Raw genomic sequence first — 15,351 nt, forward strand, 5'->3', positions numbered from 1 at the left:
CCGGGCACCGATGTCGACACTGGGCGAGAATGGACGCATGAGCGGACAGCGGAATTCGGATTTCGACGCACTTCTCGTGCTCTCCTTCGGGGGGCCGGAGAAGCCGGACGACGTGATGCCGTTCCTCGAGAACGTCACCCGCGGTCGAGGCGTTCCGCCCGAGCGTCTCGCCGCGGTTGCCGAGCACTACATGCATTTCGGTGGCGTGTCCCCGATCAACGCTCTCAACCGCGACATCATCGCGCGCCTGGAAGCCGAATTGCGTGAGGGCGGAATCGATCTGCCGGTGTACTTCGGCAACCGTAACTGGCATCCGATGGTCGAGGACACCGTCGCGCGTATGCGTGACGACGGCGTCCGGAACGCGCTCGTGTTTCCCACATCGGCGTGGGGCGGCTACTCCGGGTGTCGTCAGTACGACGAGGACATCGCGCGGGCCCGGGACGCAGCGGGCCCCGACGCACCGACCCTGGAGAAGCTGCGGCAGTACTACGATCACCCGCTCATGGTTGCCGCCTTCGCCGATGCGATCCGTGCTGCGCGCGAACAGCTTTCGGAGGATGCGCGGGACCGGGCGCGGCTGGTGTTCACCGCGCACTCGGTACCCCTCGCCGCCGACGAGAACGCCGGTCCGCCGGCCGAGGGCGGCAACCTCTACAGCCGGCAGGTCGCCGATGCGTCCCGTCTGTGCGCAGAGGCGGCAGGCATCGACGACTTCGACCTGGTGTGGCAGTCGCGCTCCGGCCCGCCGCAGGTGCCGTGGCTCGACCCCGACATCTGCGATCACCTCGACACGGTTGCGGCGTCGGGCGCGCCCGCGGTGATCGTGTGCCCGGTCGGATTCGTCTCGGATCACCTCGAGGTGGTGTGGGACCTCGACACGGAGGCCCGCGACAAGGCGGCGGAACTGGGGATCGAATTCGTGCGCGCCGCGACACCGGGCACGGATCGCCGCTTCCCGCGGATGATCCGGGAACTCGTGGAGGAACGCCGTGCCGGCGCGGCCCCCGCGCGCCTGGGCCGGGAACCGCTGCTCGGTGCGACCGTCGACGGGTCGCCGTGCGCGGTGAACTGTTGCGCGCCGGCGCGCCGTCCGGTTGGAAACTAGCGAGGGACTCTTGACCTCGATCTACGTTGAGGTTCTAGGTTCGCGGAATGACCGAGATTCTGCGTATCGACAAATTCCACGTCCCCGAGGCGTCCCTGCCCGAGTTCCTGGCGACGGTGGGGCAGACCCATGAGGTGCTGGGGCGCCTGGACGGCCTCGTCGCCAACGACGTCGTCCGACTGCAGGAGGGCGAGAGTCACTTCAACGTGGTGACCGTCGTGAAGTGGCGGGACCGGCATGCTCATGATGCAGCCGGGCGAGTGATGGCCGATCGCGCCCGCGCCACCGGATTCGACAGGACCGCGTTCTGGGACCGCCTCGGCGTCGAAGCGGATCTGGGGATCTACACGGCCTAGGCTGTGCTGCCGTCGTTGTCCCTCGGCCTGTTTCCGGATGGAAACCGCCCGGCCGACTATGTTGATCGGGTGCAGGACAGCCTCTATCACCGCTTCGAGTTCACATTCATCGTTCCGCTGCTGACGGTGTCGCGGGAAGCGGCCATCGCGGACGAGTTCGACGTGACCGTGCGTGATCAGGGCGGGCTGCAGTTGCTGACGGTGACCGCCGAGGGAATGCGCTGCGCCACAGCGGGAATGAGCCTGGTCGATCAGCTCGTCGCGCACGGGGTGACTCCTGCGCGCACTCATCCGGACCTCGTCACCCGCCAGGACGTCGCGGATCGCGCCGGAGTGACCCGGCAGGCGGTGGGGCAGTGGGTGCGCGGCGTCCGGCAACGCGGGACGCCGTTCCCGACGCCGTTCAACACGGTCTCGGGCGGCATCTGGCTGTGGGGCGACGTGTACGCCTGGCTGCGGCAACACGACTACGGCCGCGACACCGGACTGCTCTACCCGACGCTCGACGAGCACGTGCGAATCGACCGGCACATCGTGATGAACCACCGGTGACGCGTCGGGAGATCGGCCGTCAGGCCCGGTGGGCGTCCCTCGCCGAGGCGGACACCGCGGCCACGCGGGCCGTCCGGACCGCGGACCACAACGGGCGCAACAGTTCCTCGCGGGCGGCCGCGCCAGTCGCGGACGGCGCCTCGGTGGGTGAATCGTGTTCGGCAACGGACAGGATCGCCGCCACCTGATCCGACGAATCCAGGATGCGCAGCGCCCGCGTGGGCATCGAGTCGGGGTAGCGGTGGTGTGCGCGGTCGTCGAGCGCCTCGGCGATCCGGCGGCGAGGATCGCCGTCGGCTCGGCCCGTCTGCACCGACGACAGCTGCAGCAGCGCGTCCGCGGCATCGCGGATCGCCTCCCGCATCGCGTACTCGGCCTCACCGAGACCTGTGTGCTCGGCGACCGGCGGCACCGCAGCGATCGAGTGGACCGTCCAGCGCAGGACGTCCGGGCCCTCCACGACGGGCACCAGTCCGATGCCGGGCTGTCCGGGTTCGCCGACGATCACGCCCTCACCGGCATCGAGTGCGGCCCGGGCGAACGGGGAGCCGGCGGGCAGCCCACGCACGTCGCCGGGGGCAGGTAGCACCAGGCGCAGTCCGCCCGGCGTGGCGATGCTCCGGCGGACGAGGCGCAGCAGGATCGGTGCCCCGCCGTCCTGTACCCCCGGCCACCCGAGATCGGTCGCCAGCGCGGTCTCGGCGTCCGCCGCGCCCACGAGGTGCATCGGCGCCCACTGCTGCAGAGCGTCGATCACGTCGTCGGGTGCGCTGTCCCCGGCGAGCCAGGAAGCGGCCCACACGGTCAGCGTCGCGCTGGGAGAACTCACGGTTACCGAGCATAGGACGGCGTGGCGGTGTCCGCGCGTGCCCCCGTCTGACATAGCGTGAGGTGCCGTGAACGCGAGCAACATGTACGGCGACATCTTCGCCGGCCACTCCCGGACCCGGAAGCCCAAGACGCCCGAGGTGGCCGCGGAACGCGACCTCGTGGTGGAGGACGCCGCCACCGGATTCTGCGGTGCGGTGGTCGGTATCGAACGCACCTACGACGGCGATTTCGTGCGGCTCGAGGACGGCGCGCGCCGCACCCGCCTGTTCGCGATGCGCGAGGCCGCGTTTCTCATCGACGGTCGCCCCGTCACCCTCGTCCGCCCCGTGCCGCGGCAGCAGAAACCGGCGGCGCAGCGGTCGGCCTCGGGTTCGACCAAGGTCGAGGGTCTGAGAGCGCGTACCGCCCTGCCGAGCCGGATCTGGGTGGAGGGCGTGCACGACGCCGCCCTGGTCGAGCGGGTGTGGGGCCACGATCTGCGGGTCGAGGGTGTGGTGGTCGAGCACCTCGAAGGGCTCGACAACCTCGGTGATCGGCTCGCGGAGTTCCGGCCCGGCCCGGGACGCAAGGTCGGCGTGCTCGTCGACCACCTGGTGACCGGATCCAAGGAGGAACGCCTGACGCAGGGCCTGGGGCCGCACGTGATGGTCACCGGCCACCCCTACATCGACGTGTGGGAGGCCGTGCGGCCCAAGTCGGTCGGCATCGCCGCCTGGCCGAAGATCCCGCGCGGCCAGGACTGGAAGACCGGCGTGTGCACCGCGCTCGGCTGGGGGACTCCGCAGGACGGCTGGCGCCGCGTCTACGGCGCCGTCGAGAGTTTCCGCGACCTCGAGGCGCCGCTGATCGGCGCGGTGGAGCGACTGGTGGATTTCGTGACCGCCGACTGAACTGTGGTTTCGCCACGGCTGCCGTTTCTCCACAGGGCGTTTCGCGAACATCGCGGTGACGGGTACTTCTGGTTAGATGGTCTTGTGGCAGCTTTGATTTGGCTGGTAGCGGGCGTTCTCCTGGCAGCGGCGGAAGCGCTGGTAGGGGAGTTCTTCCTGCTGATGCTCGCGGGCGGCGCACTGGCGACCGCCGGATTCTCCGCGGCGACCGACTTTCCGGTCTGGGTCGACGCGGTGGTGTTCGGTGTGGTTTCGCTGGTCCTGGTGCTGGGTGTGCGTCCGGCGCTGCTCCGCCGGTTCGAGAAGCCGCCACTGAAGCTGATGAACACCGAGGCCCTGCCGGGCAAGCATGCGCTGGTGCTCGAGGAAGTCGGCGAACATGCCGGCCGGGTCAAGCTCGACGGTGACGTGTGGACGGCCCGTCCACTCGACGTCAGCGAGGTGTATCCGCCGGGGACGACAGTCACGGTGATGGAGATCGACGGCGCGACCGCCGTCGTATGGAGGGGACCGTAGAGAAGATGGCTGCACTGATAGTTCTGGCGGTACTGGTCGTACTCGTCGTCATTCTCGTCGCGAAGTCGGTGGCGTTGGTGCCGCAGGCCGAGGCGGCTGTGATCGAGCGGCTGGGCCGCTACGCGCGCACGGTGTCGGGTCAGCTCACGTTCCTGGTGCCGTTCGTGGACCGGATCCGGGCGAAGGTGGACCTGCGCGAGCGGGTTGTGTCGTTCGCGCCGCAGCCGGTCATCACGCAGGACAACCTGACGCTGTCGATCGACACGGTCGTCTACTTCCAGGTCACCAACCCGCAGGCCGCCGTCTACGAGATCAGCAACTACATCGCCGCGGTCGAGCAGCTGACCATCACCACGCTCCGCAACGTCGTCGGCGGTATGACGCTCGAGGAGACGCTGACGTCCCGCGACTCGATCAACGGGCAGCTGCGCGGCGTGCTCGACGAGGCCACCGGACGCTGGGGGCTGCGTGTCGCCCGCGTCGAGCTCAAGAGCATCGACCCGCCGCCGTCGATCCAGGAGTCGATGGAGAAGCAGATGAAGGCCGACCGCGAGAAGCGGGCGATGATCCTCACCGCCGAGGGCCACCGCGAGTCGGCGATCAAGACCGCCGAGGGTGCCAAGCAGAGCCAGATCCTGGCGGCCGAGGGTGCCAAGCAGGCGTCGATCCTCGGGGCCGAGGGTGAGCGGCAGTCGCGGATCCTGCGCGCGCAGGGTGAGCGTGCCGCCAAGTACCTGCAGGCGCAGGGTCAGGCCAAGGCGATCGAGAAGGTGTTCGCCGCCATCAAGTCCGGCAAGCCCACCCCGGAACTTCTTGCGTACCAGTACCTTCAGACGCTTCCGCAGATGGCGCAGGGCGACGCCAACAAGGTGTGGCTCGTGCCCAGCGACTTCGGGGACGCCCTCAAGGGGTTCGCGAAGACACTCGGCGCGCCCGGCGACGACGGCGTCTTCCGCTACGAGCCCAGCCGTACCGAGGACGAGAACCTGCCTCGGCCCGAGGACGACTCCGACGAGGTCGCCAGCTGGTTCGAGACGAAGGCCGACCCGGCAGTTGCGCAGGCCGTCCGCGCGGCCGAGGCCGTCGCGCGGACTCCCGTCGAGAGCCCGCTGTCGCAGGAGCACCTGCTCGGCGGTGGCGAGCAGCCGGAAGGACTTCCGCCGGGTAGGGAGTAGTGAACGCACCGTTCGGGCCCGCGACCGGCCGCGTCGAGCGTTGGGCCCGAACGGCGATGCTGATCGCGGCAGTGGTGCTCTTTCCGTCTGCGGTGCGCGCGGTGGTGGTGAATCCGTCGCTCGGCAATTGGCTCACCGTGGCTTTGGCGGTGATCGTGGTTGGCGGGTCGACCGTGTCGGCATTGTCGGCGTGGCGCCACCGCAACACCGTTCGGGTGCCGGCGAAGGTCTCGCCGGCAGAGGTCGCACTACCGGACGTGTCTGCGGCGATCGCGTCCTCGTCGGGCCGGATCGATGCGATCAGACGACTCCGGCAGATGTATCCGGGACTGGGGTTGCTCGACGCGAAGGAACTGGTCGACAGGCAGCTCCCGGGTCCCGGCTGAGGCGGGTGGGACCGGTGGTCAGAGTATGTCGGTGAACAGGTCTTCGACCTCGCTCAGCGGCAGTCCCGTCGCCTCGGCGATGTCGTCCAGCGGCAGCCCCGCCCGGCACAGTTCGGCGGCGCGGGTGCGGGGACCGTCGAGCCATCCCAGGGACACCAGTGACTGCTCGGCGGCGTGCCTGAGCTCGGCCCGCTGGGAGGGCGACCACGGTGCCGTCCGCGATCGCGACGCCCTTCCGATCCAGTGGCACAACAGCTCTCCGAGAGTCTCGCGTTGCTGCGCCGTGGGGCGTCCGCCCATCGCTTCCTCGGACACACAGATGTCGACGAGCATCGCGGGCTCGATCGTCTCGTAGCGGGTGAACGACCGTCGGCCGTAGCTCTCGGGTAGGCAGCGCAGACAGATGACGAGAGCGCCGGGGACCGACTTCGTGGCGACGGCGAAGTCGACTCCGGCGTCCTGCAACTCGCTCGCCAGCCGGTACACGTCGCCGACCGGCCCGGTGTCCGACGTGACCACGAGATCCATTCGCCCGACGATACCTACTTGCGGCGCTGGTAGGCGGAGGTCAGAGGCTCAGCAGCTGCTCGGCTCGGGCTTCGTCGAGGCCACCGCGCCAGGAGGCCAGGGGAACCGGGATGTCCGATCGCGGCCCGCTCTTGACGTTGCGATACGCCGCCCTGCGTTCGGTGTCGGGGACGAACCGATCCCAGCTCGGTACGAGGGCAGGGCAGGGTAGGACTCCGATCTCCGACAGTCCGATCAGGATTCCGTAGCGCTGATACTTGTCGGTACCCGGAACGATCTTGGACCGTGCGACGGCCTTTTCGAGTTCGCTCGGAAGTGTCCCCGCGGGCTGCGTGCGGACGAGGTCCAACAGGACACGCAGTCGTTGCCGGTCGTCGCCGGTCGGGATCGGAAGACCTTGCGCTACAGCGGCTTCGAGATCGGGAAGATAGTGCTGAGGCAGTTCGTTCCACGCCCATCCGAGCGAGAGCCGCAACAGTCTCTCCGTGACGTCGACGGCGTACGAGTCCTCGGTCAGACCGCAGTCGGGGACACCGCGATCGCCCCGACGACCGGTACCGAGATGCCGAGCCCACCCGAACGAGATCGCCGTCTGTCGGCCACGCGGAGCGCTACCCAGTCCGGCGACGAAGGCGCCCAGTACAGCGTCGACGTCGAGGGCGTCGGCGGCGACGGTCGCGCGTTCGACGATCTCCTGTGGCGTCCAGCGTTCTGTGCTCCGGACTGGCCACCCGAATCCTTCGGCAGCGGCGATGTCCTCGGGTGCATGCGACGGTTCCGTGCCCTTGACGGTTCCCGCCCGGGTGAGGCGGTAGCCGTAGCAGAGGAGCAGCGGCTCGAGTTCGGCTCCCTGCGGGATGCGACGCGGCGCGGTGCTCACGATCGGTCCCGAAGCGCTGTTCTCACCCATGACGCTATGTCACCAGCGCCCGGCCGACGCCCGCCACGGCGATGGCCCACAGCACGCTTGTGAAGGTGCCGATGATGAACTGCTCCGACGCGTGCGGCTCCCGCAGCTCGGGATAGCGGGCCAGGCCCTTCACCGCGAGGACGATCGCGATGCCCTCCGGCCAGCCCGCGAGGACCGAGACGGCCACGGCGGTGCGCTCGAGCAGTCCGATGACGCGGCCGCCGCGCAGCGGGCCGTCGTCGGGTTCGGGTCCTGCGTCGGGCTGGCGGCGGGCGAACCGGAAGGCGGCCAGCACCATCGGGGCGCCGCCGGTGGCGGCCGCCGCGACGGTCAGGACGTAGGTGGCGCCGAGGGCGAAGCCCTGGACCGGCGGCACAGCGGTCGCCGCGAGAGCGGACCCCGCTAGTGCCAGGACTGCGACGGCAGGGGCGATGCGAACGACCGTCCCGGCCCGGCTGGACGTCGCACCCAGCCGGCCGGCGACGACGCCGACCAGCGCCGCGATCCCCACGAGTGCGAGGCTCAGTGCAGTCATCGGTCGGCCCTCGCGAGGAGTCGAGCCGCCAGTTGCCTGCCGGCGGACTCGGCGTGCCAGCCGGCTGCGATGAGGCGCTGCGAGACGGCTTGCTTGCTGATGCCGAGTTCGGCGGCGGACTCGGCCTGGTTGAGGCCGCGTCGCGCCAGATCGACGGCGGCGTGGCCCTGCGGTGTCCGGCGCGAGACCAGCAGCGCGAGCAGTGTGAGGGCGGCATCGGCATCGGCTGCCGCCAGGGCGTCCGTAGCCTCGACCGCTACCCCGGACGGACTCCTCTTGGCGCGTTCGACGGCGTCGCGTGCGGCCTCGAAGGCGGGTCCGCGGCCGGCGCGGGTCTGAGCGGGGAGGGGTTCCTCGACCTCGCCCACTCCGATGCCGACACTCCAGTGTTCGCGGCGCACGAGGTCGAGTGCGAGATCGACGACGATGTCGGCGTCGTCGGCCACGGCCTGGACCTCGTCTCCGGCGGTCCGCTCGAACGGGCGGAGCAGGGGAGTCGAGGCGAGGTCGTCGAGCAGTGGTCCGACGCGGTCGATGTCTCGCCTGCTGCCTCGCTGGTCGACGGTCAGTACGAACATGATGCAAGGTTATGAGCTTGATTCTGCAAGATCAAGCTCCTGGGCCTTACTTTTAGGAATCCAGGTCTCGAGCTTGACCAACTGTGGGCGTCGGGGAGAGCGGGGTGCGGGCGTCGACGAACAGGCCCAGCATCCCCACTGCGATGCAGATGCCCGACACCACCAGCAGTCGCGGATCGGTCTCCCCGGTCAATGCGTCGCCGAGAAGCACCACGCCCACCGTGCCGGGCAGAATCCCGGCCACCGTGGCGAGCGTGTAGGGCAGCACCCGGACGGAGGAGACGCCGCAGCAGTAGTTCACCACCGAGAACGGGATCATCGCGATCAGGCGCATGGAGCCGACGGCCAGCCAGCCGCGCCGCTCGAGCCGGGCGTCCACCGAGCGGACTGCGGGATGGGTCAGATGCGCGGCGACGGCGTCTCGGCCGATCGCGCGCACGATCAACAGGGCGAGGACCGCGCTGATCGTCGTGGCCGCCATCGTCACCGCGATGCCGGTAGCCGCACCGAACAGCACACCGGCGCTGACCGTGAACAGCGTCCGCGGGACGGGCGCGATCGTCACCACGACGTGAACCAACAGGAACACCAGAGGGAACAGCGGTCCCACCGATTCCGCCCACGACCGAATCTGCTCGATCGACGGGTGCGGGACCATCGCCGCGGCGACGAACAACACCGCCAATCCGACGAGCGCGCCGAGCACACGGGGATCCCTCAGTCGCGCAATCACAATCGTTCAGACTACCTGCGAGGCCGGTGCCGACGCGGCTACCGGCTGGGGCGCCGGCACGTGACGGTGGCAACGGCACACTCCCGGCCGTCGCTGCCGGTGCTCGTGACACGTGCGACCGCAACCGACCGGCCGGCGCGCACGACCTCCGCGGTGAACGTGACATCGGCGTCGACGGGGGCGGGGCGGAAGAAGTTGATGCGCATGGATGCGGTGTACATGGGTGCGTCCGGCCTGCTCAGGGCGGCGGCGCCGACCAGATCGACGGCACAGGCCTGGATGCCGCCGTGCATGACGCCGAGCTTGTTGGCCAGGGCCGGGTTCGCGGGTACGACGAGGCGCGCGCCCGCGTCGTGGTCCTCGAACCGCGCACCGATCCGCGTCAGTGAGGACACGGAGGCGTCCGGAATCGAGCCGGGTGCGGACGAGGGACGCACGACACTCATGCTGCGATCGGCGTTGCCGTCGACGAAGTTGCCCCACGCGGTCGCGGTGGCGAGCAGCGTCCCGGCCCCGTCCCGAAGTTCGGTCGAAGCGATACCGCCGTCGGCGGTGATCGCGACGGCGCGACCGTCGGCTACCACTTCGGGACCGACCCAACCGGTCGGTGTGACGAAATCCACGGACAGATCGGCGGTCACGACGCCGGCACGGTCCCCGCGCCGGTCCCAGAGCGTGAAGCCGAGGATGTCGTCGATCAGAATGCCCAGCGTGGCGGTGGGGGAGGCGCCGTGCGCGGCGTGCCCGTCGATGTCCATCGTGAGGCGGTTGACCCCGTCGAGTCGCTGCGGGCGACTCATTCGGAAAAGCCGCTGGGGGGTGATCGAGACACCTTCTTCCAGCACGTTCGCAACGCTCATGAAAAGAGGCTAGCGAACCGTGGGTGGCCTGACGTCGGGAGCCGGACCGGTGCGGTTAGCATCACAGGTCGAGGGGACGAGAATCGTCCGATTTGTTTGCCCGATTGTTTGTCCGATTGGAAGACCGCTCGCACGAGCGATCATGCACGAGAGTGAGAGGGAGCCGCCCCGTGTCACCAGCTTCACAAGCCGAGGACGCCGCGCGCGCCTACTCGGAATGGCAGCAGGCCGTCGCCGGCGTGCTTGCCAAGTCGCGTCGAGTCGACGCCGCCGAGCTGGGCCCGGAGCCGCAGAAGCTTCTCGATACCACCACGTACGACGGCGTGACCGTATCGCCGCTGTACTCCGGTCGCGACGAGCTTCCCGAGGCACCGCTGCCCGGTCAGTTCCCGTTCGTCCGTGGCGCCGACGCGAGCCGTGACGTCAACTCCGGCTGGCTCGTCAACGCCCGCTTCGGGCAGGACACCCAGGACGCCGCCGCGGTCAACCGCACCGTCCTCGACGGTCTGGAGAACGGCGTCAGCGCGCTCACCCTGTCGGTCGGTGGCAAGAACCTGCCGGTCGCCGAACTCGAGGCCGCGCTGGCCGGTGTGCTGCTCGACCTCGCCCCGTTGACCCTCGACGCCGGCGCGGACGTCGCCGCCGCCGCGCAGCAGCTCTACTCGCTGCTCGACGCGCGCGCCGCTGCCGGTGACGGCGTCTCCGACCGGGCGCAGGTCCGCATCGGCCTCGCTGCCTCGCCGCTGACCGACGCCTTCTCGGGCGCCTCCGGTGTGGAGCTGGACGACGCCGTCGCGCTCGCCACGGCCGCCGCGGCCCGTACCGAGACGGTCCGCGCCCTCATGGTGGACGGCACCGACTTCCATAACGCCGGTGCCGGTGACGCCGAGGAACTCGGCGCCGCGATCGCCGCCGGTGTCGAGTACCTGCGCGCGCTCACCGCGCAGGGCCTGACCATCTCGGAGGCCCTGGGCCAGCTCGAGTTCCGTCTCGCCGCGACCGACGACCAGTTCCAGACCCTCGCGAAGTTCCGGGCCGGCCGCCAGGTGTGGGCGCGCGTCGCGCAGGTGTGCGGCGCCTCCGAGTTCGGTGGCGCAGTGCAGCACGCGGTCACCTCCGCCGCGATGATGTCGCAGCGTGACCCGTGGGTGAACATGCTCCGCACCACGCTCGCCGCGTTCGGTGCGGGTGTCGGCGGCGCCGACTCGGTGACGGTGCTGCCGTTCGACGTCGCGCTGCCCGCGGGCGCTGCGGGAGTGTCCAAGTCGTTCTCCGAGCGCATCGCGCGCAACACCCAACTGCTGCTGCTCGAGGAGTCCCACCTCGGCCGCGTCCTCGATCCGGGTGCCGGCTCGTGGTACGTCGAGCAGCTCACCGAAGAGATCGCGGCGAAGGCGTGGGAGTTCTTCCAGCAGATCGAGGCCGCCGGTGGCTACCGCGCCGCGCTCGCCGCCGGTGTCGTCGCCGACCGGATCGCCGCCACGAAGGCCGCCCGAGACGCCGACATCGCGCATCGCCGGACCGCTGTCACCGGCATCAACGAGTTCCCGAACCTGAGCGAGGCGCCGCTGCCCGCGGGGGCCGCCGAGGCCGGAGCCGCCGTCTCCGGCACTCCCGTCGCCCGTTACGCGTCGGCGTTCGAGGCGCTGCGCGACCGTTCGGATGCCTACCTGGCCGCGAACGGGGCTCGCCCGCAGGTGCTTCTGGCGCCGCTGGGCTCGGTCGCCGAACACAACGTGCGCACCACGTTCGCCGCGAACCTGCTCGCCTCCGGCGGCATCGAGGCCGTCAACCCGGGCCCGCTGGATCCGGCGGACGGCGGCATCGCCACGGCTGTCAAGGAGTCGGGTACGAAGATCGCGGTGCTGTGCGGCACCGACAAGCGTTACGGCGAGCAGGGCGCGGCGGCCGTCACGGCACTCCGCGAAGCCGGTATCGAGCAGGTTCTGCTGGCGGGGCCCGAGAAGATCTTTGCCGACGTCGAGGACGGCGCCGCGCGTCCCGACGGATTCCTCACCGCCCGCATCGACGCAGTCGCGGCACTGACCGAACTGCTCGGCGCGATCGCCGGTGACAACGAGTGAGTGGGAGCACCGAAGTGACAACGAACGAGGTCAAGCACCTCATCGGCAGCTTTGCCGACGTCGCCTTGACGGACCCGGACTTCCCGCAGCCGCCTGCCCCCACCGCGGAGCAGGCCGATGCGCTGGTCGAGAACCTCGCGGCCGCGAACGGCTACACCGCCGAGCAGGTCGTGTGGTCGACGCCCGAGGGTATCGACGTCAAGCCCGTCTACACCAAGGCCGACCGGGACGCCGCCGAGGCGGCCGGCTACCCGCTCGACAGCTATCCGGGCGCGGCCCCGTTCCTGCGCGGCCCGTACCCGACGATGTACGTCAACCAGCCGTGGACCATCCGTCAGTACGCGGGCTTCTCCACCGCGGCCGAGTCCAACGCGTTCTACCGCCGCAACCTCGCGTCCGGTCAGAAGGGCCTGTCGGTCGCGTTCGACCTGGCGACTCACCGCGGATACGACTCCGATCACCCGCGCGTGCAGGGTGACGTCGGCATGGCCGGTGTCGCGATCGACTCGATCCTCGACATGCGTCAGCTGTTCGACGGCATCGACCTGTCGCAGGTGTCGGTGTCGATGACCATGAACGGCGCCGTGCTGCCGATCCTGGCGCTGTACGTCGTGGCCGCGGAGGAGCAGGGCGTCGCTCCCGAGCAGCTGGCCGGAACCATTCAGAACGACATTCTGAAGGAGTTCATGGTCCGCAACACCTACATCTACCCGCCGAAGCCGTCGATGCGGATCATCTCCGACATCTTCGCGTACACGTCGGCGAAGATGCCGAAGTTCAACTCGATCTCCATCTCGGGCTACCACATCCAGGAGGCTGGTGCGACCGCCGACCTGGAGCTGGCGTACACGCTCGCCGACGGCATCGAGTACATCCGCGCCGGTCTCGACGCGGGCATGGACATCGACAAGTTCGCGCCGCGGCTGTCGTTCTTCTGGGCGATCGGCATGAACTTCTTCATGGAGGTCGCCAAGCTCCGCGCCGGGCGTCTGCTGTGGGCGGAGCTCGTCGAGAAGTTCGCGCCGAAGAACGCCAAGTCGCTGTCGCTGCGTACCCACTCGCAGACCTCCGGCTGGTCGCTCACCGCGCAGGACGTGTTCAACAACGTCGGCCGCACGTGTGTCGAGGCGATGGCCGCGACGCAGGGCCACACGCAGTCGCTGCACACCAACGCGCTCGACGAGGCGATCGCGCTGCCGACCGACTTCTCGGCCCGCATCGCCCGCAACACTCAGCTGCTGATCCAGCAGGAGTCGAACACGGTCCGGCCGATCGACCCGTGGGGCGGCTCGCACTATGTCGAGTGGCTCACCAACGAGCTCGCGAACCGTGCCCGCGCGCACATCGCCGAGGTCGAGGAGGCCGGCGGCATGGCGCAGGCCATCGGTGAGGGCATCCCGAAGCTCCGCATCGAGGAGGCCGCGGCTCGCACCCAGGCCCGTATCGACTCCGGCCGGCAGCCGCTGATCGGCGTCAACAAGTACGTGCCGGACGAGCCGGACAGCATCGAGGTTCTCAAGGTCGACAACACCAAGGTGCGCGCCGAGCAGATCGCGAAGCTGCAGCAGTTGCGCGCCGAGCGCGACGAGGCCGCCACCCAGGCGGCGCTGGCCGAGCTGACCCGCGCCGCGGCCTCGAACGAGGGCGGCATGGAGAACAACCTGCTGGCCCTCGCCATCGACGCTGCGCGTGCGAAGGCGACCGGCGGCGAGATCTCGGACGCGCTCGAGAAGGTGTACGGGCGCCATCAGGCCGAGATCCGGACCATCAGTGGTGTGTACCGGGACGAGGCAGGCAAGGTGAGCAACATCTCGAACGCAATCGCACTGGTCGAGAAGTTCGCCGAGGAGGAGGGACGCCGTCCCCGCATCCTCGTCGCGAAGATGGGCCAGGACGGTCACGACCGCGGCCAGAAGGTGATCTCCACCGGCTTCGCGGACCTCGGCTTCGACGTCGACGTGGGACCGCTGTTCCAGACCCCCGAGGAGGTCGCCCAGCAGGCGGCCGACGCCGACGTCCACATCGTCGGCGTGTCCTCCCTCGCCGCAGGTCACCTCACGCTGGTGCCGGCGCTGCGGGAGGCGCTCGCCGCGGCGGGCCGCCCCGACATCATGGTCGTGGTCGGCGGCGTCATCCCGCCGGGTGACTTCGAGGAGCTGTACCAGGCCGGTGCCGCGGCGATCTTCCCGCCCGGCACGGTCCTCGCGGACGCGGCGATCGGTCTGCTGCAGAAGCTGTCGGAGCAGTTGGGACACGATCCGATTGCCGCCGACTAACCGTCCGCCGCTCGATCTGGCTGCGCTCGGTGACGCGGTCCTCGAGGGCCGGCGAAGTGATGTGTCCAAGGCGATCACGCTCGTCGAGTCCACCCGGGCCGATCACCGGGAGCAGGCGCAGCAGTTGCTGCTGCGCCTGCTCCCGCACGCCGGAAGCGCGATCCGCGTAGGCATCACGGGTGTGCCCGGCGTCGGCAAGTCGACGACCATCGAAGCCCTCGGGATGCACCTGATCTCGTTGGGCCACAAGGTCGCCGTCCTCGCGGTCGATCCGTCCTCGACCCGCACCGGTGGCTCGATCCTCGGCGACAAGACCCGGATGCAGAACCTGTCGGTGGAACCGAACGCCTTCATCCGGCCGTCCCCGACGTCGGGCACGCTCGGCGGCGTCGCGAAGGCGACCCGCGAGACGATGGTGCTCCTCGAGGCCGCCGGCTACGACGTGATCCTCGTCGAGACGGTCGGCGTCGGGCAGTCGGAGGTGACGGTCGCCAACATGGTCGACACGTTCACCTTCCTCACCCTCGCCCGCACCGGTGACCAGTTGCAGGGCATCAAGAAAGGTGTCCTCGAACTCGCCGACATCGTCAGCGTCAACAAGGCCGACGGCAAGCACGAGACCGAGGCGCGCGTCGCGGCCCGCGAGCTGAGCGGTGCTCTGCGGTTGATCTACCCGCACGACGCGCTGTGGAAGCCGCCCGTGCTCACGATGAGCGCGCTCGAGAACATCGGTGTCGACAAGTTCTGGGGCGAAGTGCTCCGGCATCGGCAGGTCCTCGGTGATGCGGGCGAACTCGAACGCAAGCGGCAGAAGCAGCAGGTGGACTGGACGTGGTCGATGGTGCACGACCAGTTGTTGCGTCGCCTCGACTCGAACGAGCGCGTCCGGAAGATCCGCAGTGAGGTCGAGGACCAGGTTCGGGAGGGCTCGCTCACTGCGGCACTGGCGGCGAACCGGATCCTCGACGCGTTCGACGGCGCCGAATAGCGCAGTCTCGCAGCAGGCACGACGCGAGGGCCCCGCACCGTACGG

Annotated in this window: 17 protein-coding genes; 10 read left to right on the forward strand and 7 right to left on the reverse strand. The window is 69.5% G+C overall.

Features of this window, described 5'->3' with window-relative positions; translation table 11 throughout:
• Positions 1-37: 37 nt before the first annotated feature.
• From A6I89_RS12825 to A6I89_RS12835, 3 genes are all read left to right on the forward strand, one after another.
• Positions 38-1,108, forward strand: coding sequence for a ferrochelatase (locus A6I89_RS12825; protein WP_022595849.1), 1,071 nt, complete (start codon positions 38-40; stop codon positions 1,106-1,108).
• Positions 1,109-1,155: 47 nt separating this feature from the next.
• On the forward strand, positions 1,156-1,464 hold the full coding sequence (locus A6I89_RS12830; RefSeq protein ID WP_005513323.1) for an antibiotic biosynthesis monooxygenase family protein: 309 nt from the start codon (positions 1,156-1,158) through the stop codon (positions 1,462-1,464).
• Positions 1,465-1,533: 69 nt separating this feature from the next.
• Positions 1,534-2,016, forward strand: a complete 483-nt coding sequence (locus A6I89_RS12835; protein ID WP_084848167.1) for a helix-turn-helix domain-containing protein — start codon at positions 1,534-1,536, stop codon at positions 2,014-2,016.
• Positions 2,017-2,035: 19 nt separating this feature from the next.
• Here A6I89_RS12835 and A6I89_RS12840 read toward each other — a convergent pair whose 3' ends face one another.
• Positions 2,036-2,845: a hypothetical protein gene (locus A6I89_RS12840; RefSeq protein WP_060934558.1), complete on the reverse strand. Its 810-nt coding sequence runs from the start codon at positions 2,843-2,845 to the stop codon at positions 2,036-2,038.
• A gap of 82 nt (positions 2,846-2,927) precedes the next feature.
• Between A6I89_RS12840 and A6I89_RS12845 the strand changes: the two genes are divergently transcribed.
• The 4 genes from A6I89_RS12845 (at position 2,928) to A6I89_RS12860 (ending at position 5,814) form a co-directional block, all read left to right on the forward strand.
• Positions 2,928-3,737, forward strand: a complete 810-nt coding sequence (locus tag A6I89_RS12845; protein ID WP_269455520.1) for a DUF3097 domain-containing protein — start codon at positions 2,928-2,930, stop codon at positions 3,735-3,737.
• 84 nt (positions 3,738-3,821) lie between these two features.
• Positions 3,822-4,253, forward strand: coding sequence for an NfeD family protein (locus A6I89_RS12850; RefSeq protein WP_013415972.1), 432 nt, complete (start codon positions 3,822-3,824; stop codon positions 4,251-4,253).
• Between the two features lie 5 nt (positions 4,254-4,258).
• Positions 4,259-5,428, forward strand: a complete 1,170-nt coding sequence (locus tag A6I89_RS12855) for an SPFH domain-containing protein (protein ID WP_037085268.1) — start codon at positions 4,259-4,261, stop codon at positions 5,426-5,428.
• Positions 5,428-5,814, forward strand: a complete 387-nt coding sequence (locus A6I89_RS12860; protein WP_022595856.1) for a hypothetical protein — start codon at positions 5,428-5,430, stop codon at positions 5,812-5,814. Before A6I89_RS12855 ends, A6I89_RS12860 begins: the two co-directional genes overlap by 1 nt.
• A gap of 18 nt (positions 5,815-5,832) precedes the next feature.
• On the opposite strand, the gene A6I89_RS12865 is transcribed toward A6I89_RS12860, so the two are convergent.
• The 6 genes from A6I89_RS12865 to A6I89_RS12890 are packed head-to-tail and all read right to left on the reverse strand — an operon-like array spanning position 5,833 to position 9,958.
• Positions 5,833-6,342 (reverse strand): hypothetical protein, encoded by a 510-nt coding sequence (locus A6I89_RS12865; protein WP_022595858.1) that lies wholly within the window; start codon positions 6,340-6,342, stop codon positions 5,833-5,835.
• Between the two features lie 40 nt (positions 6,343-6,382).
• Positions 6,383-7,252, reverse strand: a complete 870-nt coding sequence (locus tag A6I89_RS12870) for a hypothetical protein (protein ID WP_022595860.1) — start codon at positions 7,250-7,252, stop codon at positions 6,383-6,385.
• A 4-nt stretch (positions 7,253-7,256) separates the two neighbouring features.
• Positions 7,257-7,787 carry a hypothetical protein gene (locus tag A6I89_RS12875; RefSeq protein WP_005513311.1) on the reverse strand — a complete coding sequence of 177 codons (531 nt, stop codon included), beginning with the start codon at positions 7,785-7,787 and terminating at the stop codon, positions 7,257-7,259.
• Positions 7,784-8,365: a hypothetical protein gene (locus A6I89_RS12880; RefSeq protein WP_013415976.1), complete on the reverse strand. Its 582-nt coding sequence runs from the start codon at positions 8,363-8,365 to the stop codon at positions 7,784-7,786. The genes A6I89_RS12875 and A6I89_RS12880 overlap by 4 nt, the downstream gene beginning before the upstream one ends.
• 52 nt (positions 8,366-8,417) lie before the next feature.
• Positions 8,418-9,098, reverse strand: coding sequence for a TVP38/TMEM64 family protein (locus A6I89_RS12885; RefSeq protein ID WP_226347386.1), 681 nt, complete (start codon positions 9,096-9,098; stop codon positions 8,418-8,420).
• Positions 9,099-9,136: 38 nt separating this feature from the next.
• Complete coding sequence (locus A6I89_RS12890; protein WP_022595864.1) at positions 9,137-9,958, reverse strand: PaaI family thioesterase; 822 nt, start codon at positions 9,956-9,958, stop codon at positions 9,137-9,139.
• Positions 9,959-10,128: 170 nt separating this feature from the next.
• Between A6I89_RS12890 and mutA the strand changes: the two genes are divergently transcribed.
• From mutA to meaB, 3 genes are read left to right on the forward strand one after another with little or no spacing between them, the layout of a single operon-like run.
• On the forward strand, positions 10,129-12,042 hold the full coding sequence (gene mutA / locus A6I89_RS12895; protein ID WP_022595865.1) for a methylmalonyl-CoA mutase small subunit: 1,914 nt from the start codon (positions 10,129-10,131) through the stop codon (positions 12,040-12,042).
• A gap of 14 nt (positions 12,043-12,056) precedes the next feature.
• Positions 12,057-14,318: a methylmalonyl-CoA mutase gene (gene scpA, locus A6I89_RS12900; protein ID WP_022595867.1), complete on the forward strand. Its 2,262-nt coding sequence runs from the start codon at positions 12,057-12,059 to the stop codon at positions 14,316-14,318.
• Positions 14,305-15,306 carry a methylmalonyl Co-A mutase-associated GTPase MeaB gene (meaB, locus tag A6I89_RS12905; protein ID WP_022595870.1) on the forward strand — a complete coding sequence of 334 codons (1,002 nt, stop codon included), beginning with the start codon at positions 14,305-14,307 and terminating at the stop codon, positions 15,304-15,306. The genes scpA and meaB overlap by 14 nt, the downstream gene beginning before the upstream one ends.
• Positions 15,307-15,351 lie beyond the last annotated feature (45 nt).

Source organism: Prescottella equi (genome assembly GCF_002094305.1).
GTDB classification, from domain to species: domain Bacteria; phylum Actinomycetota; class Actinomycetes; order Mycobacteriales; family Mycobacteriaceae; genus Prescottella; species Prescottella equi.

Excerpts from the sequence above, each read along its gene's own strand:
- A6I89_RS12825 (WP_022595849.1), top strand. The coding sequence starts at position 38 with ATGAGCGGACAGCGGAATTCGGATTTCGACGCACTTCTCGTGCTCTCC.
- A6I89_RS12830 (WP_005513323.1), top strand. The coding sequence starts at position 1,156 with ATGACCGAGATTCTGCGTATCGACAAATTCCACGTCCCCGAGGCGTCC.
- A6I89_RS12845 (WP_269455520.1), top strand. The coding sequence starts at position 2,928 with ATGTACGGCGACATCTTCGCCGGCCACTCCCGGACCCGGAAGCCCAAG.
- A6I89_RS12855 (WP_037085268.1), top strand. The coding sequence starts at position 4,259 with ATGGCTGCACTGATAGTTCTGGCGGTACTGGTCGTACTCGTCGTCATT.
- A6I89_RS12865 (WP_022595858.1), bottom strand. The coding sequence starts at position 6,342 with ATGGATCTCGTGGTCACGTCGGACACCGGGCCGGTCGGCGACGTGTAC.
- A6I89_RS12870 (WP_022595860.1), bottom strand. The coding sequence starts at position 7,252 with ATGGGTGAGAACAGCGCTTCGGGACCGATCGTGAGCACCGCGCCGCGT.
- A6I89_RS12875 (WP_005513311.1), bottom strand. The coding sequence starts at position 7,787 with ATGACTGCACTGAGCCTCGCACTCGTGGGGATCGCGGCGCTGGTCGGC.
- A6I89_RS12880 (WP_013415976.1), bottom strand. The coding sequence starts at position 8,365 with ATGTTCGTACTGACCGTCGACCAGCGAGGCAGCAGGCGAGACATCGAC.
- A6I89_RS12890 (WP_022595864.1), bottom strand. The coding sequence starts at position 9,958 with ATGAGCGTTGCGAACGTGCTGGAAGAAGGTGTCTCGATCACCCCCCAG.